The sequence below is a fragment of the Streptomyces dangxiongensis genome (assembly GCF_003675325.1).
GTDB lineage: Bacteria > Actinomycetota > Actinomycetes > Streptomycetales > Streptomycetaceae > Streptomyces > Streptomyces dangxiongensis.
The window spans coordinates 4,190,879-4,214,358 of record NZ_CP033073.1; the positions used below are offsets into that span (position 1 = coordinate 4,190,879).

The 23,480-nt window shown below is 74.3% G+C and carries 13 protein-coding genes, 1 tRNA gene, 1 pseudogene and 1 riboswitch; of the genes and pseudogenes, 7 read left to right on the top strand and 8 right to left on the bottom strand.

The features are described from left to right. The first annotated feature begins 15 nt into the window (after positions 1-15). Positions 16-1,149 carry a dihydrofolate reductase family protein gene (locus tag D9753_RS18760; RefSeq protein WP_121788043.1) on the top strand — a complete coding sequence of 378 codons (1,134 nt, stop codon included), beginning with the start codon at positions 16-18 and terminating at the stop codon, positions 1,147-1,149. Positions 1,150-1,196: 47 nt separating this feature from the next. Here D9753_RS18760 and D9753_RS18765 read toward each other — a convergent pair. Beyond that, positions 1,197-1,270 (bottom strand) — tRNA-Met (locus D9753_RS18765). A gap of 297 nt (positions 1,271-1,567) precedes the next feature. Continuing rightward, a riboswitch (cyclic di-AMP (ydaO/yuaA leader) is annotated at positions 1,568-1,735 on the top strand. 9 nt (positions 1,736-1,744) lie between these two features. On the opposite strand from D9753_RS18765, the gene D9753_RS18770 reads away from it, so the two are divergent. After that, positions 1,745-2,809, top strand: coding sequence for a M23 family metallopeptidase (locus tag D9753_RS18770; RefSeq protein WP_121788044.1), 1,065 nt, complete (start codon positions 1,745-1,747; stop codon positions 2,807-2,809). 81 nt (positions 2,810-2,890) lie between these two features. Further along, positions 2,891-3,844 (top strand): aldo/keto reductase, encoded by a 954-nt coding sequence (locus D9753_RS18775; protein WP_121788045.1) that lies wholly within the window; start codon positions 2,891-2,893, stop codon positions 3,842-3,844. A 54-nt stretch (positions 3,845-3,898) separates the two neighbouring features. Here the strand turns inward: D9753_RS18775 and D9753_RS18780 are convergent, their stop codons facing one another. The 4 genes from D9753_RS18780 to D9753_RS18795 form a co-directional block, all read right to left on the bottom strand. After that, positions 3,899-5,203, bottom strand: coding sequence for a PrsW family intramembrane metalloprotease (locus tag D9753_RS18780; protein WP_121788046.1), 1,305 nt, complete (start codon positions 5,201-5,203; stop codon positions 3,899-3,901). Positions 5,204-5,271: 68 nt separating this feature from the next. Further along, complete coding sequence (trmB, locus tag D9753_RS18785; protein ID WP_121788047.1) at positions 5,272-6,096, bottom strand: tRNA (guanosine(46)-N7)-methyltransferase TrmB; 825 nt, start codon at positions 6,094-6,096, stop codon at positions 5,272-5,274. A 129-nt stretch (positions 6,097-6,225) separates the two neighbouring features. After that, the gene (lhgO, locus tag D9753_RS18790) at positions 6,226-7,437 is read right to left on the bottom strand and encodes an L-2-hydroxyglutarate oxidase (protein WP_121788048.1); all 1,212 of its coding nucleotides are present in this window, start codon (positions 7,435-7,437) and stop codon (positions 6,226-6,228) included. A gap of 100 nt (positions 7,438-7,537) precedes the next feature. Next, complete coding sequence (locus D9753_RS18795; protein WP_121788049.1) at positions 7,538-8,962, bottom strand: MFS transporter; 1,425 nt, start codon at positions 8,960-8,962, stop codon at positions 7,538-7,540. Positions 8,963-9,687: 725 nt separating this feature from the next. On the opposite strand from D9753_RS18795, the gene D9753_RS18800 reads away from it, so the two are divergent. Further along, entirely contained in the window at positions 9,688-11,763 is a 2,076-nt protein-coding gene (locus D9753_RS18800; RefSeq protein WP_121788050.1) for an asparagine synthase-related protein, read from the top strand. A gap of 299 nt (positions 11,764-12,062) precedes the next feature. Beyond that, positions 12,063-15,407, top strand: a complete 3,345-nt coding sequence (locus D9753_RS18805) for a BTAD domain-containing putative transcriptional regulator (RefSeq protein ID WP_205614195.1) — start codon at positions 12,063-12,065, stop codon at positions 15,405-15,407. 27 nt (positions 15,408-15,434) lie between these two features. Here the strand turns inward: D9753_RS18805 and D9753_RS18810 are convergent. After that, a pseudogene (locus tag D9753_RS18810) lies at positions 15,435-17,376 on the bottom strand (sigma-70 family RNA polymerase sigma factor). Positions 17,377-17,667: 291 nt separating this feature from the next. Next, positions 17,668-18,504 carry a TetR/AcrR family transcriptional regulator gene (locus D9753_RS18815; protein WP_121788052.1) on the bottom strand — a complete coding sequence of 279 codons (837 nt, stop codon included), beginning with the start codon at positions 18,502-18,504 and terminating at the stop codon, positions 17,668-17,670. A 379-nt stretch (positions 18,505-18,883) separates the two neighbouring features. Here D9753_RS18815 and D9753_RS18820 point away from each other — a divergent pair, with 379 nt between their 5' ends. Both D9753_RS18820 and D9753_RS18825 read left to right on the top strand, forming a co-directional pair. After that, positions 18,884-20,260 carry an NAD(P)/FAD-dependent oxidoreductase gene (locus tag D9753_RS18820; RefSeq protein WP_276209438.1) on the top strand — a complete coding sequence of 459 codons (1,377 nt, stop codon included), beginning with the start codon at positions 18,884-18,886 and terminating at the stop codon, positions 20,258-20,260. Positions 20,261-20,393: 133 nt separating this feature from the next. Continuing rightward, complete coding sequence (locus D9753_RS18825) at positions 20,394-22,040, top strand: ATP-binding SpoIIE family protein phosphatase (RefSeq protein WP_121788054.1); 1,647 nt, start codon at positions 20,394-20,396, stop codon at positions 22,038-22,040. A gap of 78 nt (positions 22,041-22,118) precedes the next feature. Here D9753_RS18825 and D9753_RS18830 read toward each other — a convergent pair whose 3' ends face one another. After that, entirely contained in the window at positions 22,119-23,408 is a 1,290-nt protein-coding gene (locus tag D9753_RS18830; protein ID WP_240468219.1) for an MFS transporter, read from the bottom strand. Between the last annotated feature and the right edge of the window lie 72 nt (positions 23,409-23,480).

The window sequence follows — 23,480 nt, forward strand, 5'->3', positions numbered from 1 at the left end:
CGAGGGAGTACGCCGATGCCCCTGCCGTACGTACTGCTGTCCGCCGCCGTCTCCCTCGACGGCTTTCTGGACGACACCGGCCCTGAGCGGCTCCTGCTGTCCGGCCCGGCCGACTTCGACCGGGTCGACGCGGTACGGGCCTCCGTCGACGCCATCCTGATCGGCGCCGGCACGATCCGCGCCGACAATCCGCGCCTGCTGGTCAACTCCGCCGAGCGGCGTGCGGCCCGGGTGGCGGCGGGCCGGCCGGCGTACCCGCTGAAGGTGACCGTCACCGCCTCCGGGGACCTCGACCCCGGCGCCCACTTCTGGCACACCGGCGGCGACAAGCTCGTCTGCACCACCGATGCCGGTGCCGCCCGGGCCGCCCGGCTCCTCGGCGGCACCGCCGACGTCGTCGCGCTCGGCCCCGCGCTGGACTGGCGGGTCCTGCTGGAGCATCTGCACGACGTGCGGGGCGTCGGGCGCCTGATGGTCGAGGGCGGAGGGCAGGTCCACACCCAGTTGCTCCAGCAGGACCTCGCCGACGAACTCCAGCTCGTCCTCGCCCCGCTCCTCGTCGGCGACCCCGCGGCCCCGCGCCTGTTCGGCCCCGGCGCCTACCAGGGCGGACGCCTGCGCCTGACCGACACCCGCCGCATCGAGGACGTCGTCCTCATGCGCTACGAGCCCACGGCCCCCGGCACCGGCCCGGTCGCCACGCCCGCCGACCGGCACTGGCTGCGCACCGCCTGCGAACTCGCCGCGCTCTGCCCGCCCTCCCAGACGGCGTTCAGCGTCGGCGCGGTCCTGGTCGCCGCCGACGGTACGGAGCTGGCCCGCGGCCACTCCCGTGAAGGCGCCGACCCGGTGGTCCACGCGGAGGAGGCGGCCCTCGCGAAGACCGACCCGGCCGACCCGCGCCTGCCCGGCGCCACGGTCTACAGCAGCCTCGAACCCTGCGCCCGCCGGGCCTCCCGGCCCGCCCCCTGTGCCGAGCTGATCCTGCGGGCCGGGGTGCGCCGGGTGGTCACGGCGTGGCGGGAGCCCGACACGTTCGTCGCGGCGGCCGACGGCACGGGCGTCCTGACCGGCGCGGGCGCCCGGGTCGTCGTACTCCCGGAGCTGGAATCCCTCGCCAAGGCGCCGAACGCGCATCTGCTCGCCTGACAGCACTCAGGGCCGGAATCCATTGGATTCCGGCCCTGAGTCTTCAGTAGCGGGGACAGGATTTGAACCTGCGACCTCTGGGTTATGAGCCCAGCGAGCTACCGAGCTGCTCCACCCCGCGTCGTTGTGTCTCTACTGTACGCCATCCACGGGGTGCGATGCACATCGGTTCCCCGGCCCCCGGCGACCGTCACCGACAGTGAGTGGGTGGGCGCCGTGCGGCAACGGCTGAGTCACCATCAAAGACGCGAATGACTCCTGTACGTCGGTCAACTCGTCCGGTTTGCAGGAGTCATGGCTGGTAAGTCCCCGGGTGTGAACATTAATGATCAAGACGGACGGCTTGGAAAGTGACTGGCAGGTCTATTAACGTTCGATAACGCAGCGCGGTCGTCCCAGCCGTCACCAGCGACGGCTCCGTGCGCACGCGCCGAATCCCGCAAGGGAACCGGGGAACCACCACCCTGGGGTGAATCTCGCGAACGCCGACGTGGAACTCATGGAGTCCACGACCGGTATACGCGCGTAGGAGACCTTCCTGCTCCGAACCCGTCAGCTAACCCGGTAGGCGGCGGAAGGAAAGGAGCACGCCCGCGTGGCGTCCAACCGGCCTGCCCCAGAAACCCCGTTCGTGCCGGCTCAGCGCGAGACCGAGACCTTCGGCTACGACGCCCACCGAGCCGACGAGGGCCCCTGGGAGGAGTGGAACCCCACCGAGGACTCCGTCGCCCCGGTCCGCGGCCGGCACCGCGTCGCCAAGCAGCGCGGCGGCTTCGCGCGCAGCTCCACCGTCCTCGGCGTCGGCGTGATCGCCGCGGTCGGCGCGGGCGGCATGGCCAGCGCCAACACCGGCAAGCCGCCGGTCTCCATCTCCCTGCCGGACCTGCCCTCCGTCGGCTCCCTCTTCGGCGACACCTCCACCGAGGCGCCCAGGACCGCCACGACCGCGCTGAGCAGCGTCGGCGTGGCCTCCGCCGACGACCAGCAGGGCACCGACGCGGGCGAGGCCCTGCGCAACCGGATCCTGGCCCAGGCCGAGCAGCAGCAGGGCCAGGCCGACAGCAGGGCCACCGCCGTCGCGCTCGCCACCGCCGAGAGGCAGAGCGCGCAGGCCGCCGCCCACGCCGAGGAGGAGGCCGCCGCGAAGGCGGCCGAGGCCAAGGACGCGGCGGAGGCCGCCGCCGCGAAGAAGGCGGAGCGGAAGGCCGCGAAGGAGGCCGAGGAGAAGCGGCAGGCCGAGCTGGCGAAACTGGCCGGGCAGTACACGCTGCCCACCTCCTCGTACACGATCACCTCGACGTTCGGCCAGGCCGGCACCATGTGGTCCTCCGGCCACCACACCGGCCTCGACTTCGCCGCCCCCACCGGCACCCTCATCAAGGCCGTCCACGGCGGCACGGTCACCGAGGCGGGCTGGGCCGGCGCCTACGGCTACCGCACGATCCTCACCCTCGACGACGGCACCGAGCTGTGGTTCTGCCACCAGTCCTCGATCAACGTCACGGCCGGTCAGAAGGTCACCACCGGCGAGGTCATCGGCCGTGTCGGCGCCACCGGCAACGTCACCGGCCCGCACCTGCATCTGGAGGTCCACCCCGGCGGCCAAGCAACCGGCATCGACCCGATGACGTGGCTGCGGGACAAGGGCCTCACCCCCTGAACGCCCCCTGAACGGGTGTTCGCCGGAACTCGGCGCCGGTGGCGGGGATGTGATCACCCGCCGTCGGCGTTGTAGTGACGTATGACCTCAACCACATCACCCCGCACTCTCGGCTCCTCCGATCTCCAGGTCTTCCCGCTCGCCCTGGGCGGCAACGTCTTCGGCTGGACCGCCGACGAACAGACCTCCTTCGCCGTCCTCGACGCCTACACGGCCGCCGGCGGCAACTTCATCGACACCGCCGACTCCTACTCCGCCTGGATCGAGGGCAACCAGGGTGGCGAGTCGGAGACGATCATCGGCAAGTGGGTCAAGGCCCGCGGCAACCGCGACGACGTCGTCATCGCCACCAAGGTCAGCCAGCACCCCGAGTACCAGGGCCTGTCCGCGGCCAACATCAAGGCCGCGGCCGACGCCTCGCTGCGCCGCCTGGACACCGACCACATCGACCTCTACTACACCCACTTCGACCAGCCCGAGGTGCCGGTCGAGGAGATCATCGGCGCGCTGGACGAGCTGGTGAGGGCCGGCAAGGTGCGGCACATCGCCGCCTCCAACATCAGCCCCGAGCGCCTGCGGGCCTCCCTCGACCATTCCGACCGCGAGGGCCTGGCCCGCTACGTCGCCCTCCAGCCCCACTACAACCTGGTCTCCCGCGACACGTACGAGGGCCCGCTCCAGGACCTCGCCGCCCGCGAGAACCTCGCCGCCGTCCCGTACTTCTCCCTCGCCGCGGGCTTCCTCACCGGCAAGTACCGCCCCGGCACGACCGTCGACAGCGCCCGCGCCGGTACGGCCCAGAAGTACGCGGACTCCGAGCGCGGCCGGCGGGTCCTTGCGGCCCTGGACGACATCGCCGCCGCCCACGAGGCCCCGGTCGCCACGGTCGCCCTGGCCTGGCTCGCCGCCCAGCCGACCGTCACGGCCCCGATCGCCTCGGCACGCACGGTGGAACAGCTCCCGGCGCTGCTGGGCGTGGCGGACCTGAAGCTCACGGACGACGAGCTGGCAACCCTGACCACGGCCTCCGCGTAGCCCCCGGCCGGGGCGGCCCACGACCCGCGTGTCCTCCCCGGCCGTCCTGTCCGGCTACGACCGGTACGGGTTGTACGCGGGGTAGGCGCCCGCCGGGGCGCCCTGCCAGTACGGCATGGGACCCGCGTACACCGGCCGGGGCGGCGTGGCGGCCCGTGCCGCGTACTCCAGTGCCGGGCGTGCCGGTTGCCTGCGTCGCCACAGCTCGTCCAGCAGTTCCCGCTCCCGTACGACGAAGTCGGCCCCGGCCCGCCCGCGCCGCCCCCGGTGCCGCAGGAACGCCAGCGAGGTCGCGCACGCCTCGTAGCGCGCCACCTCCCGCGCCGCCGGGCGGCCGAAGTGGTGCCGGGCGTAGTCCCGGGCCATCCGCCGTGCCCGCATCGACCCGAGCGCGAACGGCTCGGCCGGGCCCAGCCATCCGGCCAGCACGTACGCGGGGAGTTCCGCGCGCACCGTCCGCAGCTCCCGCTGCCGCGTCCAGATCGCGAGCCAGGTCAGCAGCGCGAACGCGGGCAGCATGAAGGCGGCGTAGACGGCGAAGAACCCGTACTCGCCGAACGTGGAGGAGCCGTTCCAGAAGGCGTGCATGCTCATCGCGAGCAGCAGTCCGCAGACCGGCAGGAGGACCCGCCGCACGTGCTGCCGCTCGCCGGACAGCGCGGCGACGCCGAAGCCGATGCCGGTCAGGACCGTGAAGAGGGGGTGCGCGAACGGCGACATCACGATGCGCACGAAGAAGGTCGCGGCGGTGACGGAGGCGATGCCGCGGTCGCCGGTGAGCTGGTCGGTCCCGAAGGCCGTACCGAGGTAGAGGATGTTCTCGGTGAACGCGAACCCGGTGGCGGTGATCCCCGCTATCACCACGCCGTCCACGATCCCGGTGAAGTCGCGTCTGCGGAACAGGAAGACCAGCAGGACGGCCGCTGCCTTCGCGGACTCCTCCACGATCGGCGCTATCACGGTCGCCCCGAGGGTGTCGGCGCCGGCCGGGTCCGCGGTCGAGGTGGCGATCCACCGGGTGGCGAAGCTGTTGGCGACGATCGCTATCAGCGCCGCCGCGCACGCCCCCCAGGCGAAGGCGAAGACCAGGTTCCGCCGGGGTCCCGGCTCCACCCGGTCCAGCCACCGGAACGCGGCTGTCAGCCAGGGCACGGGCAGCACGGCCAGCCCGAGCCCGACGACGAAGCCCTCCGTGCCGGTCTGCCGCCGCACGAGCGCGAGGATGACCAGGCCCGACAGCGCCAGCAGGGTGCTCAGCGCCCCGTACCGCACCCACGTGCGCTGCCACCAGTGCGGATGGCGGAGGGCACCGCCGACGGGGCTCGGGGGGTAGGTCGGAAACGCAGGACTGGTGGCCACGGCATCGACCCTAACGGTGACGGGACGAGGGGCAGGAGCGGATTATCGGCCCGGGCGCGGGGCCGGGCTCATCGCCCCCGGTGCGGTACGCGCCGGAACAGCAGGTCGTTCACCACATGACCCTTGTCCAGTCCCTGTCCCTCGAAACGGGTCAGCGGCCGGAACGCGGGGCGTGCGGCGAATCCGCCCCCTGCCTGCGTGTTCTCGAAGTCGGGGTGCGCGTCGAGCACCTCGAGCATCTGTTCGGCGTACGGCTCCCAGTCGGTCGCGCAGTGCACGACGGCGCCGGGCTTCAGCCGGGTCGCGGCCAGGGTCAGGAACTCGGGCTGGATGAGGCGCCGCTTGTGGTGCCGCTTCTTGGGCCAGGGGTCGGGGAAGTAGACGCGCAGCCCGTCCAGCGCGTCGGGGCGCAGCATCTCCCGGAGCAGGATGATCGCGTCGCCGTTGCCCACCCGGACGTTGGACAGTCCGTCGCGGTCCGCGAGATTGAGCAGGTTGCCCTGCCCCGGGGTGTGCACGTCCACGGCCAGGATGTTGGTGTCCGGGTCGGCCGCGGCCATCCGCGCGGTCGCCTCGCCCATCCCGAACCCGATCTCCAGGACCACGGGACGGTCGTTCCCGAACAGCTCGCCGAGGTCGATCACCCGCTGCCCGTCGATGTCCAGCCCCCATGTGGCCCACAGCCGCTGGAGGGCGTCGGCCTGCCCGGCCGTCACCCGGCTGCGCCGCGGCTGGAAACTCCGGATCCGCCGTTCGAAGTGCGATCCGGCGGGATCGGCCCTGGGCCCGTCCGGGAACCGCGGCTCACCCCGGGTCCGGGTGTGCCGGACGGAGACACCGGGGTCGTGCGGTGCCGAGAGCGGGGCGTCGGGGGTGTTCAGGGAGTCAGCCACAGTACGACCGATTTTACGGCGCCCCACGAGGCCGCCCTCCTGCACGAGCCCGGCCGTCCCCGTGCCCGGACCCACCCGAGCGGAGCCAGTGCCCGGCTTCCCCCCCCGTGGGCGGTCCAGCGCCCGGCCCTACGCGAGCAGGTCCAGTGCCCGGCGTCCGACCTCCCTGCCGATCGGCAGGGACGCGGTGGCCGCGGGGGACGGCGCGTTGAGCACATGCACGGTCCGCGCACCCTCCTTGATGAGGAAGTCGTCCACCAGCGTCCCGTCCCGCAGCACCGCCTGTGCCCGCACCCCGGCGGCGGCCCGCACCAGATCGCCGGCCTCCACCGCGGGCAGCAGTCTTCGCACGGCCTCCAGGAACGCTCTCCTGGACACCGACCGCCGCAGCTCACCCGCCCCGTACCGCCAGTGCCGCCGGGCGATCGCCCACGACCCCGGCCACGCGAGTGTCCCGGCCAGCTCCCGGGGCCGTACGACCCCCCAGCCGTACCCCTCGCGGGCCAGCGCCGGCACCGCGTTCGGCCCGATGTGCACACTCCCGTCGATCCCGCGCGTCAGATGCACTCCGAGGAACGGGAACGCCGGATCCGGCACCGGATACACCAGCCCCCGCACCAGCTCCGGCCGCGCCAGCTCGTAGTACTCCCCGCGGAACGGCACGATCCGCACCTCGGGCTCGTCCCCGGTGAGGCGGGCCACCTCGTCGCAGTACAGCCCGGCGCAGTTCACCAGCACGCGCGCGCGGACCACGTCCCCGGCCGCGGTGAGCACGGCCACGCCGCGCTCCGGCCGCCGGTCCACCCGGACGACCCTCGCGCCGTACCGGATCTCCGCCCCGGACGCCCGCGCCAGTTCGCGCGCGACGCCGACGAAGTCGCACACCCCGGTCGTTCCCACGTGTATCGCGGCGAGACCGCGCACCTCCGGCTCGTACTCGCTGATCTGCGCGGGCCCCAGTTCGCGCACCGGGATGCCGTTCTCGCGGCCCCGCTGCACCAGCGCGTGGAGCCGCGGCAGCTCCTCCCGTCCGGTCGCCACGATCAGCTTGCCGGTGACGGCGTGCGCGATGCCGTACTCGGCGCAGAACTTCACCATCTCCGCGGCGCCCCGCACCGCGTACCGCGCCTTGAGGGAGCCCGGGCGGTAGTAGATCCCGCTGTGGATGACGCCGCTGTTGCGTCCGGTCTGGTGCCGCGCCGGGCCGGGCTCCTTCTCCAGCACCGTGACGCGCGTACCCGGTGCGGCGCGCGTGATCGCGTACGCCGTCGACAGCCCGACGATCCCGCCACCGATCACGAGCACATCACAGTCGTACGCCCCGGCCCGCACCTGCACCACCTCCGCCCTCGATAGTGCACTGCGCCACTGACAGTGGCTTCAAACGCCGACCGGTGACAGCGCCCCCGGAGCGGCACCGGCAGCGGACGCCGCGGCGCCGCTACGCCGGCGTCACCAGCAGCGGCCGGGCCCGCTCCCGCAGCTCCACCACCCGCGGCTCGTCCCCGTACGGCTCCAGGCGGTGCAGCAGGTCCTTCACGTACTCGGTGGTGCGGGCGGAAGAGATCCGTCCGGCCACCTCCACGGCCCGCACCCCCTGCTCACAGGCCGCGTCAAGGTTCCCCGACTCCAGTTCGGCCACCGCCGAGACGACGAGCCGCAGCCCGTGCGAGCGCACGAACTCCTCCGTCGGCTTCGAGAGCGCCTGCTCGGTGAACCGCCGCACCTGCCGCGGCGCCTTCAGGTCGCGGTAGCACTCGGCGGCATCAGCGGCGAACCGGTCGTAACCGTAGAAACCGAGCCAGGAGGGGTCGTTGTCGCCCTCCCTGGACCGCTCCAGCCACCCCTCGGCGGCCTTCAGTGCGGCGCCCGCCGCCTGCGCGTCCCCCGCGCGCGCGTGGGCCCGTGCCTCGATCAGCCGGAAGAAGCTCATGGTGCGGGCGGTCGCCAGTCCCCGGTTGCGCTCCAGGGCCGCCTGCGCGAGATCCACGCCCTCGTCGCCGAAGCCCCGGTAGGTGGCCTGCAACGACATGGAGGCGAGGACGTACCCGCCCAGGGGGACGTCGGCCGCCGCGCGCGCGAGGCGCAGCGCCTGGATGTAGTACCGCTGGGCGGCCTCCTGCTGGCCGGTGTCGAAGGCCATCCAGCCGGCGAGCCGGGTGAGTTCGGCGGAGGCGCCGAACAGGGCGCGGCCGACCTCGTCGGAGTAGGAGCCGAGCAGCAGCGGTGCCGCCTCCACCCGCAGGCACTCCGGCACCATGGACGAACGCCAGTCGCCGCCTCCGTATTTGGAGTCCCAGCGCCTGGCGTCCTCCGCGGCTTCCCGCAGCTTCTGTACATCGCTGTGGCCGACTTTGATCGGTGCGCCCGATTCCTCGGCGGAAGCCGTCTCGCGCGCGACCGAGCTGTCGGCGGGGGTTATCAGCCATCGTGAGGCGGGCGTCGCGTAGGCGCTGACCGCGAAGGACCCGGCGAGCGACTGCCAGATGCCGCCGGCGCCGGACCTACGGCCGGCGAGGTCGAGGCGGTACAGCTCCGTCGCCGACCTCACCGCCTGTGCCACGTCCCTGGGGAAGGCGAGGCCCACCTCGGGCGCGGGGTCCGCGTCGGCCAGGCCGATCTCGTGGAGCGGCACCGGGCGGCCGAGCTTCTGCCCGATGGCGGCGGCGATGAGGTGCGGTGCGGCACCCTGGGGCACCATGCCCTTCGACACCCAGCGCGCCACCGACGTCTTGTCGTAGCGAAGCGTCAACCCGCGCTGGGCGCCCAGGTCGTTGACGCGCCGCGCGAGTCCTGCGTTGCTGATTCCCGCGAGGGCGAGAACGGCGCCGAGTTTTTCGTTCGGCCCGCGTTGCTCCCTGGACATGCGCCACCCCTCGACACAGACGGCTGCCGCGATGGCATAACCGCGCGGCATTCGTAAACCCAGCGTAGTTCGCCGCATCCCAAGCGTTAAGGGGCATTCTTCCGGATGGCGGGATTGTGGTCCGTACGGCAGTACGGTCCTGTACGCACCGTGCACGGCCCGCCATCGCGTGCCCCCGCGCGTGTGGCCGTGCGCCCGTCCGTGCGCTCTTCTCCGGCCACCGGGGGAGCGGTTCCATGGCTTCTGCGTGGGTCGGCCCGCTGTACTGGATCCAGTGGGCTGGGGGACACCGCCGCCTTCATCCCCGCGGGTGGCGGACCGGTCCGGGAGGCGATGCCCGCCTCCCGGACTGTGCGTGCGCGCGCGCCGCCCGGCGCTCCGCAGGCCTGTACGGAGCGTGCTCATCTCCGTTGCCGCTGCGCGTAATTGGCCGAAAACCGCCCCCCTTTCCGGACCTCGAATTTCCGGTCCCACCACGCAACTTGAGGGCGTGAGGGGCGGTTTGGGGGCGCGTACTGGGGGCGCATTCGCGCCGCACCCGTCGGACACCGCCCGGAACCCGCTCCCCCCAGCCGCGCGGGCCACCGGCCAACTCCCCTGGCACGTGCCGCGAACTTCCCCCGGTCGAAGGCGGCGCCGCCGCCCCTCCCCGGCGCGTTCTTCATGGCAGCATGGGGACCCGGTTCGTACGGTGCACTGGTTGTCCACAGCGTGTGGAGGCGTCGATGCGGTGGTTGGTGGGGTGGAGCAGCACCGCCGCGGGCACCGCCGGGACCGGCACCGCGGGCGCCACCGGATACGACGGCGAGACCCTGCGCCCGGTCGGATCACAACTCCTGTGGGGCGACCCGGATCCGCTGTGGGCCGTCGGCGACTGGCGCCCGGACGAGGTCCGCGTGGTGCACGCCGACCCGCAGCACCGCATCGCCGTCCTCGGCATCTGCGGCGCCACCGACGAGGAACTGCGGCGCGGCCTGGTCACCGCGCGCGGGGGTGCCCTGCGCCATCTGACCAACTGGCCCGGCAGCTACACGGCCGTCGTCCAGGCCGGCCGCCGCATCACCGTCTGCGGCGACCTCGCGGGCGTCCGGCCCGTGTTCCACACGCCCTGGGCCGGCGGTACCGCCTACGCCACCGCCGCGCTGCCCCTCGCCGACCTCGTCGAGGCCAACCTCGACTTCACCCACCTCGCCGCGCTGCTCGCCGCCCCCGACGTACCGGCCGCGCTGCGCGACACCACCCCGTACGAGGGCGTACGGCGCATCCCGCCGGGACACGCCCTGGTGCTGCGCGCCGGAGCGCGCGAGATCGCCGGCTACGAGCCGGTCGCCTCCCTCGCCGTGGCCGCGCCCGCGTCCGACCCCGACCGCGCCGTGGACGCCGTGCGGGACGCCCTCGTGGACGCCGTCCGCACCCGGCTCTCCGCACCCCGGCACGTGCCCGACCTCGACCCCGGGCCGGTGCCCGGCATGGGACCCGCCGAGCGCCGGGCCGCGCGCGGGATGCCGGTGCCCGGCATCGGCGCCGACCTGTCCGGCGGCCCCGCCTCCGGCACCCTCGCGCTGCTCGCCGCCGGGCTGCCCGGCAGACCCGGCACGCTCCTCGGCCACGGCACGGGCGCGGGCGAGCGGCTCCTCGCCGTCACCTTCAACGACCTCGCCGTGGCCGGCCGCGAGGCCGAACTCCAGCGCGCCGGCGCCCTCGCCGCCAACCCCCGCCTGCACCACGTCGTGGTGACCGGCGGCGAGGAGACCCTGCCCTACGCCGGCCTCGACGGCCCCCTGACCGACGAACCCGGACCCTCCCTGGTGCTGGCCGCCCGGCACCGCGCCCGGCTCGCCGCCGGCAGCGCCGACCACTTCACCGGCCACGGTGCCCGCCAGGTCCTGGACGCCCACCCCGCCCGCCTCGCCGACCTCCTGATGGACCGCCGACGACGTCACCTGGTCCGGCCGGTCGCCGCGCTCGCCCGGGCCGACGGCTCGGTGCTGGTCCCCGCGCGCGTGTACGGCGCGGCCCGGCGGCTCGCCCGCACCCCCTACCGGGCGGGCCTGGAGGTGCTGGCCGAGCGGCTGATGCGGCGCCGCTTCGACGAGCCCAAGGGAGCGGTCGGCGCGTCGCTCGCCGCGCTGACCTGGGCCGGACCGGGGCCGGCCGCCCGCTGGCTGACGGGTGAGGCGCTGGCTGAAGTATCGGTTCTGCTCCAGGCGGAGGCCGACCGCTCCGGGACCGGCGCGCAGCGTCCCGGCGACTACCGCGCGCGTGCGGCGCTCGCCCGGCACGCCGCCGACCTCCGCGTACTGGAGCAGGCCGCGGAGATCCGCTCCCAGCGGCTGCACGCGCCGTTCCTCGACAACCAGGTCGTCCGCGCCTGCCGCGACCTGCCCGAAGCCCTGCGCGTCCAGCCCGGCGCACGGTCCGCCATCCTCCGTACGGTCCTGGCGGGCTCCGGCGTCACCGACCTCCCGCCCGGCTGGGGCACCCCCTCCCACGGCTCCTCGGCGGCAGCCGCGCGCGCGGGTCTCCGCGTCGCCGCCGACTCCCTCCTGGACCTCTTCTCCAGCCCCCTCCTGGCCGACGCCGGACTGATCGAGGCCCGCGTCGTCCGCAAGGCCCTGCGCACCGCCGCGGCGGGCGAGGCGCTGCCCCTCGACGGGCTGGCCGGCCTCGTCTCCCTCGAACTCTGGCTCCACCGCCTCCTCGGCCGCCGCGGCACCTGCTGGACGGGCACCCCCTCCCGCTCCCGAGCGGTCCCCTCGGGAATCCAGCCCAGACGGGGAGCGCTGACACCGGGGGCGTGAGGGTTCGTCGGGGCGCGGGGTGGCGTGTGGGGGGCGGGCATGCGCGCCGTGGCTGCGGGCAGTCGTGCCGCTGGGGCGGCACGGGTGGGCGCGGCGGCACCCCGCGAGCGCGGGTGAGCGGCCCGGCCCCCGGCCGGCGACAGCACCGGAGCCCCTGTCGGCGTGGGTGAACGGCTCGATCCGGCGGCACCGGAGACCCAGCCGAAGCGGGTCAGCAGCCCGGCCCCCGCCCGGTGGCAGCGCTCCGCCGGTCGCGAAACCCCCGTGCCCCGGCTGCCGTCTCCCGCGACAATGCCCTGGTGCGGTACAGAATTCTGGGCGTGACCCGAGCAGCGGACGACCAGGGCACCCCCCTGCCCATCGGCGGCCCACGCCTGCGTACGCTCCTCGCCGCCCTCGCCCTCCGCCCCGGCCGCACCACCACCCCCGACACCCTCATCGGCGAGATCTGGGCGGACGCCCCGCCCCAGGACGCCCCCGCCGCCCTCCAGGCACTCGTCGGCCGTCTCCGCCGTACCCTCGGCAGGCACGCCGTCACCTACGCGCCCGGCGGATACCGCCTGGAAGCGACCGAGGACGACGTGGACCTGCACGTCTTCGAGCGGCTCACCCGCGTCGGCACCCACGCCCTCACCGCCGGCGACCCGGCCACCGCCCACCGCACGCTCACCGAGGCCCTCGCCCTCTGGCACGGCCCGGCTCTCGCCGACCTGCCCGACCGCACCGCCGCCGCCCGCCCGGACGCCCTCCGTCTGGACGCGGCCCGTGCCCGCGCCGCCGCCGCGCTCGCCCTCGGCCGCGCCCAGGAGGCCGTACCGGAGCTGAGGGAACTGGCCACGGCGCACCCGTACGACGAACCCCTGCACGCCCTCCTGATCCGCGCTCTGCGGGACACGGGCCGTCCGGCCGACGCCCTCACCGCCTACGAGTCCGTCCGCCGCACCCTCGCCGACACCCTCGGCACCGATCCCGGCCCGGAACTCCGCTCCCTGCACACGGCGTTGCTGCAACAGGAGAACCCGGCGCGCTCAGTGGATCCGGCGCACCCGATGCCCCCCGCGCACCCGGCGCCTCCGGTGCACCCGGAGGTACCGCACCGCGCCCGGCCTCCCCGGCGCACCGGTAATCTCCGTCCCCGTCTGACGTCCTTCGTCGGGCGGGAACCGGAGCTGGAGGCCATTCGTTCGGATGTGCACAGGGCCCGCCTGGTCACGCTCACCGGACCGGGCGGCTCCGGGAAGACCCGTCTCGCCGAGGAGGCCGCCGCCGCGTTCCCCTCGGCCTGGCTGGCCGAACTGGCCCCGCTCGACCGGCCGGAGGCGGTGCCCGGCGCGGTGGTCAGCGCCCTCGGTATGCGCGAGACCGTGCTGCTGGGCAACGAACTGGCGACCCCGCAGGCCGACCCCACGGCGCTGCTGGTCGAGTACTGCGCCCCGCGCAGCCAACTGTTGATCCTCGACAACTGCGAGCACGTCATCGGCGCGGCGGCCACCCTCGCCGAGACCCTCCTCACCCACTGCCCCGGCCTCACGGTCCTCGCGACCAGCCGGGAACCCCTCGGCGTCCCGGGTGAGTCGGTGCGCCCGGTCGAGCCCCTCGTCCCGGAGCAGGCGCACCACCTCTTCGCCGAGCGCGCGAAGGCCGTCCGGCCCGACGCCGACACCGTCCTCGGCGACACCGCGGCCGTGACGGAGATCTGCCGCCGCCTGGACGGGCTGCCACTCGCGATCGAGCTGGCCGCCGCCCGGCTCAGGCTGCTGACCCCACGGCAGATCGCCGACCGGCTGGACGACCGCTTCCGCCTGCTCACCTCCGGCAGCCGTACGGTCCTGCCCCGCCAGCAGACCCTGCGCGCGGTCGTCGACTGGTCCTGGGACCTGCTGGACGAGCGGGAACGGACGGTCCTGCGCGAGGTTTCGGTGTTCGCCGGCGGCTGGGACCTCGCCGCGGCCGAGGCCGTGTGCACCGGCCCGGTGGCGGAGCTGCTCGGTGCGCTGGTCGACAAGTCCCTCGTCGTCGCCGCCCCGCACGACCCCGACGGCACCGCCTCCGGCATGCGCTACCGCATGCTGGAGACCATCCACGAGTACGCCACCGAGCGCGCCGCCGAGGTCCCCGGCCTGCGCGAAGCGGCCGAGCGACGCCACCGCGCGTGGGTGCGGGCCCTCGTGGAGGAGGCGGAGCCGCGACTGCGGTCGGCGGCCCAGTTGCCCTGGATCTCCCGTCTGGAGACCGAGCTGGACAACGTCCGCGCGGCCCTGGACCGCGCGGTGCGCGCGGGCGACGAGGCCGGGGCGGGCGCCGTCGTCCTGGCCATCGGCTGGTTCTGGTGGCTGCGCAACCACCGCCAGGAGGCCGTGAGGTGGGTACGGCTGGTGCTCCGCCTGGGCGTCGCCCTGGACGCCGTGTCCGCGGGCGCGCCGGACGGCGGCCTGATGGCGCTGGTCGAGTCGGCCGACCCGGTGGGCGCCTTCCTCGCCGCCCCAGACGGCGAGGCCGGGCATCCGCTGCACGAGCTGCGGACGGACCTGCGCATGCTCGACCTGTTCCTGACGTCCGACTCCAGAGCGGAGAACCTCACGGCCGACGACCGGGCCCCGGAGTACGTCGCGCGCGTGCGCGCCGCCTACGAGCCGGGGGGCCCGCGGGCGGCCCGGCTCCCGGGCCTCGTCTGGCCGCTGACCGCCCACTACCTGGGTGCCCCGGCCGACGTCCACCCGGACCTGACACAGGCCGTCGCCAACTGCCGCCGCCACGGCGGTGCCTGGGAGGTGGGCGTCGCCCTGATGTTCCGCACCCACGTGACCGTCGACTCGCCGGGCAACCTGGAGGGCGTCGACGAGGACCTGGCCGAGCTGCGGCAGCTTAGCCGGCGCGTCGGCGACCGCTGGATGCGGGCCCAGGTGTGCGGCGCGGCCGGCGAGGCGGCGATGGCCCGCGGCCGGTTCGACGCGGCACGCGCCGAGTACGAGGAGGCACTGCGGCTCGCCTACGAGGTCGGCGCGTACGCGGAGTCCCCGTTCCTGTTGGCCCGCCTCGCCGAGATCTCCTACCGCTCCGGCGACCGGAAGGCCGCGCTCGCCGCCCTGGACGAGGCGGAAACGGCCGCCGACCGGTACGTGGTGCCGGAGTCACGCGCCTTCGTCATGCTGCTGCGCGCCCACATCGCCCTGCAGGACGGCTGCGCCGCCCGCGCCCGCGAGCTGTACGAGGCGACCTGCGCGGTCGTGCGGGGGAGCACCCGTCCTCCGCAGTTCGTGGCGGCCCAGCGCACGGTCGAGGCGCTGCTCACGGCCGACGAGTCCGGTCCGGCACACGGCCTGCCGATCGTGGCGCAGGCCCTGCGCGAGGCCGTGGAGCAGGGGGGTGCCGAGTCGATCACGGCGGGGCTGGTGGACATCGCCGCCGGCCTGCTGGCCCGGCTCGGTGATCTGCCGAGCGCCCTCCGGCTGTTCGCCGCCGCGGACCACTGGCGGGACGGCCGCCCGCGGCCCGAGCCCGAGCGCGGCGTCGCCGCCCGGGTGCGCGCCGGTGCCCGCGCGGCCCTCCCGGCCGACCGTTACGCGGCCGAGAGCGCCCGGGGCGCGTCCCTCGGCGTCGCGGACGTCCTGCGGGAGCTGGGCGTCCCGGCGGCCGTCGAGTGACGCCCGGTGTGTCCGGCCCGGCACGGCCTAGCGGCAGGTGAACCGGGACTTTGCCCAGTCCGCGAGCGCCGCCCGGTCGAAGGCGGTGCGGTACGGCTCCACCACGAGCCGTACGGTCCCGCGGCCGGTCAGGTCCACATGGACGGGGGCGGCCGGGTCGCGGCCCCCGACCAGGGGGGACCGCCAGAGCCGGACCCCGTCGGCGTACACGGAGAACGAGACCCTGCCCAGGCCGAGGGTGAGGTCGTCGACGCCGGCCAGTGCGTCGTAGGCGGTGCACCGGCGGTTGAGGGCGATGGTGACGGAGGACCGGCCGGACACGGTCACCCCGTGCGCGTACCGGCCGCCGCCGACCGACATGCCGTACCGCTGCCACACCCAGCCGCTGCCGCCCAGGGAGATCTCCGGCCGGGTGCCGTCGCCGTCGAGGTCGTAGCGCAGCTCGCTCAGCCGGTAGACGGCGGCCACCGGCGGTGGGGGTGGGCGCCGGGACGGGCGTCCGGGGCGGGGTGGGCGCGGGCTTCGGCGCGGGGGTGGGCGTCGGTTCGGGGGTGGGGGTGCGGCTGGGGGCCGGGGACGGAGGCGGTGACGGGGATGCGGGCGCGGTGGGTGCCGGCGCCGTCGGCTCCGGGGTGAGGGCGACCGGTTGGGGCATCGGCTTCTTCTTCTTCTCCGGCCGCCCCGGACGCGTCAGCCTCGTCGGCGGTGCCGGCTGTGCCGGCGGCGTGGGCGTCGGAGCCTGCGACCGCACGATCGGCGTGGGCGGCCGCGGCCGGGCGGCCTCCTTCGCCGGACGACCGTCGTTCACCAGGGCCAGCGCCACCGCCGCGACGGCCACCGCGACGACACCGGCCGCGATGCCCGCTTTCACCGGCGCCCCGAGCCCCTCCGAGGCCGCGGCCCCGCCGCCCGCCCCGCCGGACGACCCGGTGGCCGCGGTGGCGCCGGCAGCCCCGGCCCCGGCGCTGCCGGCCACGATCCCGAGGGCCTTGGCGTACCCGACGGCCCCGAACCAGCCGATGACCGCGACCGGTACGACACCGGGGATACCGCCGGCCACCTCCTCGATCTGCGCCGCCGCCAGCCGGCACTTCGCGCACTCCGCCAGGTGCTTGCGCAGGCCCCGCTCGGCGCGGACACGCAGTTTGCGGCGGGCGTACGTGCCGAGCTGGTCGGCGTAGCGGGCGCACTCCCCGTCCTGGGCGAGGGCGGCGCTGACGTGGGCCTGGAGGTAGGCCTGCTTCAGCCCTTCCCGGGCGCGGCTGGCGAGCACCCGGGTGCCGTTGGCGTCCAGGCCGAACAGCACGGCGACCTCGCTGGGGGACTCGTCCTCCACCTCGGTGTGCCACAGCACGGCCTGCCAGCGTTCGGGCAGCGACCGGAAGGCCCGCATGGCCATGGACTGCTCGGCCTCGTGCAGGGCGCGCACGTCGGCGCCGACCGCGGCGGTACCGGCGTCGGGTAACTCTGTCTTCAGTGCGGCCTGTTGGGCGAAGACGGCGAAGTCTTCGACGAGCTGCTCGCGCCGGGCGGACCGGCTCCAGTGCGCGGCGACATGCCGCACGGAGGTCAGCAGGTAGGCCCGTACGGCGTGTCGGGGGCCCGACCCGCCCCGCACCGCTTGCAGCATCCGCGCGAACACCTCGGCGGTGAGGTCGTCGGCGGTGTGCCCGTCCCGGCAGCAGCCGCGCGCGTACCGCCGCACCGCGTCCGCGTGCCGCCGGTACAGCTCTTCGTAGGCCGAGTCGTCACCGGCGCGCATCCGCCCGATCAGCTCGCCGTCGGCGGGGGGTGTCTCCCGGGGCGGCGGCAGGACGCTCCCCTCGCGCTGGGCCGGCACGCTCTCGCCACCCGGGCCGCCGACGGCAGCGGGGCGCCCGCCCTGGTGGGGCACGTGGGGTGAGGTCAGCCCGTGGGCTTCCGTCTCCCCGTCGTCACCGCGTGACTCGCCCCACCCGTCAACGCCCATCACGGAAAGCCCCCGACACCGGCCCAGCCCAACCCGACACCGGCTCAGAGTGCCACAGCGCGTTCGCCCGGAGGGCCCGTCACAGAGCCCATCCACTCGTCCGAGCGGACTTCTCCCACCCCACTCGAACACCCCGGCCGGCGACGGCGCGCGACAGAGGTCACCCGCGACAGGGGACACCCGCGCCCGTACGACTGGGACAGCCGCACGGGCGCGGGTGGGAGACGGCATTCCGCCGACGGCAGGACCGAAGCCAGCGGCGGTCACACCGGCCGGGACCGGAGTCCCCGCCTACACCGGCCGGGACCGGAGTCCCTCCAGCAGGATGTCCAGCAGCCGCGCGGACGCCGCCGCCTGCTGTGCCGCGTCCGGCAGTGACGGGGCCGCCGTGGCGATCACCAACAGCACGTCGCCCACGGACACGTCCGCCCGCAGCTCACCCGCCGCGCGCGCCCGCTCCACGAGCTGCCCGACCACCTCGAGCAGTGCCCCGGCCCCGGTGTCGTCGGCCGTCAGCGAGACCTCGTCCGCCACCAGCCGCAGCTCACCACCGCCCGGCTGCACCCGCTGCTGGGGCATCCGGGTCTCCTCGGCCGAGGAGACCGAGGAGACCCGGGCGACCGCTTCGACCGGCGGGACGATCCCCACCGAGCCGGCCGGCCCACCTGACGCCTCCGACTCGTCCGGACCGGCGGAGCCGACCCGCAGCACCTGCGGCGGCAGCAGCCGTCCGGCCCCCGACGCCACGGACGTCCGCAGGAACCGCGACAGAGCCGACCACGGCTCGTCCTCCTGCCCGAGCGCGGTCCGCGCCTGCTCGGTCAGCCGTGCCGTCTCCTCCTGAGCGATCCGCCGGACCAGCACGTCCTTGCTCGGGAAGCGCCGGTACACCGTGCCGACCCCGACCCGCGCGCGTCGCGCCACGTCCTCCATCGGCGCGCCGTAACCCAGCTCGCCGAACACCTCACGCGCCGCACGCAGCACGTGTTCCAGATTGCGCTGTGCGTCCACCCGCAGCGGTGTCGTACGCGCCCCGTCCGCGCGTCCGTCGCCCATCGCCGCGGTCATCGATCCGCCACCGGGCGTGATGGTGGCCGTAGATGCCCAATGCTTGTCCTGAACATGCATGTGTTTCCCCCGGTAATGACGTCTCCCCCCGGAGACTCCCCGCCACTGAATGCGAAGTGCGCGGAAGTGGCATCGGTCCCGACCGGACCCGCCCGTCGCGGACCCGCTCGACCACAGTCCCTACACCCCGTCGACACACGAACATAGTTGAGAGGCAGTCAATTCAGAAGGGGCAGGTTCCGCACAGTGCGCCCCCCGATCGGAGTACGGAGCACGTACGCCCCGATTGCGCCCCTTCGTGCACTGTCGCCCGCCCCCGCTGACCTGCCCCGATTCGTCCTGCGGGGACACCGCGGCCGACCTTGGGCACACCAGGCCGCCGGTCACACAAATTGCCGGGGCTGTGGACAAACAACTGCGCCGGGTGCGTCATGGGACGGTGAAGGAACGTGCGCGCATTCTGGTTGTCGGCGGCGGCTACGTCGGGATGTACACGGCCCTGCGCCTCCAGCGGAAGCTGAAGGGCGAGCTGCGGAGGGGCGAGGTCGACATCACGGTCGTCACTCCGGACCCGTACATGACGTACCAGCCCTTCCTTCCGGAGGCCGCCGCCGGCTCGATCTCCCCGCGGCATGTCGTCGTCCCGCTGCGCCGCGTCCTGGACCGCTGCCACGTGGTCGTCGGGGAGGTGACGTCCCTGGACCACGCGACCCGCACCGCCGCCGTCAGCACGCTCGCCACCGCCGAGGAGGGCCGACCCGCCGAACTCCTCGGCTACGACGAACTCGTGCTCGCCCCCGGCTCGGTCTCCCGCACCCTGCCCGTCCCCGGCCTCGCGGAGTACGGCATCGGCTTCAAGACCGTCGAGGAGGCCATCGGCCTGCGCAACCACGTCATCGAACAGATGGACATCGCCTCCTCCACCCGCGACCCCGCCATCCGCGACGCCGCCCTCACCTTCGTGTTCGTCGGCGGCGGCTACGCGGGCGTGGAGGCCCTCGGCGAGCTGGAGGACATGGCCCGCTACACCGCTCGCTACTACCACAACATCCACCCCGACGACATGAAGTGGATCCTCGTGGAGGCCACCGACCGCATCCTCCCCGAGGTCGGCGTGGAGATGGGCCGCTACACCGTCACCGAGCTGCGCCGCCGCAACATCCAGGTGCTGCTCGACACCCGCCTGGAGTCCTGCGCCGGCCGCGTCGCCGTCCTCAGCGACGGCCAGCGCTTCCCGACCCGTACGGTCGTGTGGACCGCCGGCGTGCGACCGCACCCGCTGCTCGCCGCCACCGGCCTCCCGCGCACCGACCGCGGCCGGCTCAGGTGCACGGCCCAGCTAACGATCGACGGCACGGAGCACGCCTGGGCCGCGGGCGACGCCGCCGCCGTACCCGACGTCACGGCCGCCGTACCCGGCGCCGAGACCGCCCCCAACGCCCAGCACGCGGTCCGCCAGGCCCGCACCCTCGGCGACAACATCGCGCACTCCCTGCGCGGTGAGCCCCTGGAGACGTACGCGCACAAGTACGTCGGCTCGGTCGCCTCCCTCGGCCTGCACAAGGGCGTCGCCCAGGTCTACGGCCGCCGGCTGAAGGGCTACCCTGCCTGGTTAATGCACCGCGTGTACCACCTCAGCCGGGTGCCCACCTTCAACCGCAAGGCCCGGGTGCTCGCCGAATGGACCCTCGCCGGACTCTTCAAACGCGAGATCGTCTCGCTCGGCTCACTCGAACACCCCCGAGCGGAATTCGAACTTGCGGCCGGTGGAAAGTCCCCTCACGACCCCTCCGACGACCCGAAGGGGTCGTCCTGACCCGACCCGGGAACTCCACGGCGCGCCCCGGCGTCTGACGGTTGTCGCTCGCCGCGGCCCGCTCCCTGCCAGACTGCCCCACGACGTCGGACGGGCCACCCGCCCGCCCCAGCACCCACGAGGCCTTCCCCAAGTGAACTTCACGCGCTGGAGCGCCCGGCTCCCCGGAACGCAGCGCCGCGCTGCCGCGCGGACCAAGACGCCGGTCCCCCCGGACCGGCGGGGAGAAGGCTCCGTGCCCGCGGCCCGCGCCGAACGGTCCGCCGACGGCACACCCCCGGTGCCCGCGGTCGACGAACTGCCCGCGCGTGAAGTGCTCGACCGCGTCCCGGCCCTCGTCGCCCTCGTCCACGGCCCGGACCACCGCATCGCCTACGTCAACGACGCCTACACGGCGGCCTTCGGCACCCGGCCCACCTGCGCCCCCGCCCGCGAGGCCCTGCCCGAACTCGCCCAACTGGGCCTGTTCCCGCTCCTCGACCAGGTACTGCGCAGCGGCAGACCCCGCACCCTGAAGTCCCGCAAGGCCGTAGACGGCCGCTCGTACACCTTCACCTGCACCCCCGTCGCCGAGGACGGCGACCGCGGCGCCGGCGTACTGGTCTTCGCCACGGACGTCACCGACCACGCCGAGGCCGCCGAACGCCTGCGCGCCAGCGAGCGCCGCCAGCGGGAAACCGCCGTCACCCTCCAGCGCTCCCTGCTCCCACAGGAACTGGAACAGCCCGACGACCTGCGCATCGCCGCCACCTACCAGCCCGGCGGCACCGAGGCGGCGGTCGGCGGCGACTGGTACGACGTGATCACCCTCGGCGGTGGCCGCACCGCCCTGGTCATCGGCGACGTCATGGGCCGCGGGGTGCGCGCCGCCGCCGTCATGGGCCAGCTCCGCACGGCCGTCCGCGCCTACGCCCGCCTGGACCTCCCTCCGCACGAGGTGCTCCAGCTACTGGACGGCCTCGCCACCGAGATCGACCCCCATCAGATCGCCACCTGCTGCTACGCCGTCCACGACCCCAGCGAGGGCCGCCTGGTGTACGCCTCCGCGGGCCATCTGCCGATCCTGGTCCGCGACGAGAACGGCACCGTCTCCCGCACCGACGAACCCACCGGCCCGCCCCTCGGCACCGGCGGCTGGATGCACTCCTCCGGCTCCATCGCCCTCGGCCCCGGCGCCACGGCCGTCCTCTACACCGACGGCCTGGTCGAGCGCCGGGACGCCGACCTGGACGAGGGCATCGCCTCGCTCGCCGGCGCCCTCGCCGGGGCCACCGGCACCCCGCAGGTCGTCTGCGACCGCCTGGTCCGCTCGGCCGGGGTCACCGCCGACCACGACGACGACGTGGCCGTCCTCGTCCTCCAGCACCCCGCCCGCACGGGCCCCGACGGCGACCTCTTCCGCAACGCGGCCCTGGAACTCCTCGGCGGTGTCGAAGCGGCCCCCCGCGCGCGTGCCTTCGCCTCCGGCGTCCTCACAAGCTGGCGCTTCCCCACCGAGCTGCACGACCTCGGTGTCCTCGCCGCCAGCGAACTGGTCGCCAACAGCCTCCAGCACGGCACCCCGCCCATGCGCCTCAGACTCCGCCGCACCGACCGCCGCCTCATCGTGGAGGTCACCGACGGCGACGACCACCTGCCCCGGCGCCGCCGCGCCGAACCCGGCGACGAGTCCGGCCGGGGCATCGCCATCGTGGCGACGATCGCCACAAGCTGGGGCTGCCGCCGCACGCCGGACGGCGGCAAAGCGGTGTGGTGCGAGTTCGTCCTGCCCAAGCGCTGACCACCGCCGAGCGCCGACCCCCTACAGCCACCGCCGCTGCGGTCAGTGGCGCCGCCGCGCGGCACGGCAACGGGCGCCCTACGCCTCCGCGGCCACCGGCTCCGTGGACGCACCACCACGCGTGACCACCCGGCTGGACCGCGCCAGCCACGGCTGGTCCTGGACGGCGGTGAGCTGCCGCCCCAGCCGCAGCGCCAGGTAGGTGATTCCCAGCGAGAACAGCAGGAAGGTCACGACGTACGGCGCGTGCAGCGACGCGCCCAGAGGGCCGCCCACCGCCGGGCCGACCGCCAGCGCCAGTTGCTTGACCAGTGCGAAAGCCGAGTTGTACTGCCCGGCCATGCCCTCCGGGGCCAGATCGGCGACCAGCGGCGCGACCGTCGGCGACAGCATCGCCTCGCCCAGCCCGAACAGCGCGTACGTCGACACGAACGCGGCCGTGGCCATCTCCTGGCTGCCGTGCCCCAGCCCCGCGTACCCGGCGGCCAGCCAGGCCACGGCCCAGATCAGCCCGACCCCGGCGATCACCCGGGACCGGCGCCGCCGCTCCACGAACCTCAGCACGGCGAACTGGGCCACCACGATCATCAGGGTGTTCGCGGCCAGCGCCGTCCCCAGCGCCGAGGTGGATATCCCGGCGGCCTCCACCCCGTACGCGCTCAGGCCCGACTCGAACTGTCCGTAGCAGGCGAAGAACAGTACGAAGCCCAGCACGCACAACTGCACCATCGTCCGGTTCCCGAGCAACTGCTTCCAGCCGCCCTTCGCCGACCGCGCGGGCGCGTCCTCGATCCGTGGCGAGTGCGGCATCCGCACCGTCGCCACCACACCGACCAGCAGCAGGAACACGGCCGCCTCGATCGCGAACAGCAGCGTGAACGAGGACGCGCGGGTGGTGTCGACGAGGTGGCCGCCGATGAGACCGCCGACGCCCAGCCCCAGGTTCTGGAGGAAGAACTGCATCGCGAACGCCCGCGAGCGGGTGTCCGCCGTCGAACAGTCCACGATCATCGTCGCGAGGGCCGGCTGCATCACGGCCTGTCCGGCGCCGAGCGCCGCCGCGGAGAGCAGCACGGTGGCGGCGGCGCCCGCGAGACCGAGGCTCAGCGCGCCCAGGGCGGCGGTCACCAGAGCGGCGACCAGGACCGGCAGCGGGCCGCGCCGCACGATCGCCCGGCCGGCGAACGGCAGCACGATCAGCGCGGCCACGGCGAAGACGGCGAGCACCAGTCCCGCTGTCACGGCTCCCAGTCCCCGCACCTGCGCCACATAGACGTACAGGTAGGGGACGGTGAAGCCGAGCCCGAACGCGCTGAGTGCGTTACCCACGTGGATCCGGCGCATCGCTGCGCCCATCGCCCTGGTCACGTTCACCTCTTCCACTAGTTAGACCTGAAGACTTCGAAGCTAAAGAGTACACATCGAAGGACTTCGAGGCAA

Coding starts and splice junctions, on each gene's coding strand:
- D9753_RS18760 (WP_121788043.1), top strand. CDS start 16: ATGCCCCTGCCGTACGTACTGCTGTCCGCCGCCGTCTCCCTCGACGGC.
- D9753_RS18815 (WP_121788052.1), bottom strand. CDS start 18,504: ATGCATGTTCAGGACAAGCATTGGGCATCTACGGCCACCATCACGCCC.
- D9753_RS18775 (WP_121788045.1), top strand. CDS start 2,891: ATGACCTCAACCACATCACCCCGCACTCTCGGCTCCTCCGATCTCCAG.
- D9753_RS18800 (WP_121788050.1), top strand. CDS start 9,688: ATGCGGTGGTTGGTGGGGTGGAGCAGCACCGCCGCGGGCACCGCCGGG.
- D9753_RS18795 (WP_121788049.1), bottom strand. CDS start 8,962: ATGTCCAGGGAGCAACGCGGGCCGAACGAAAAACTCGGCGCCGTTCTC.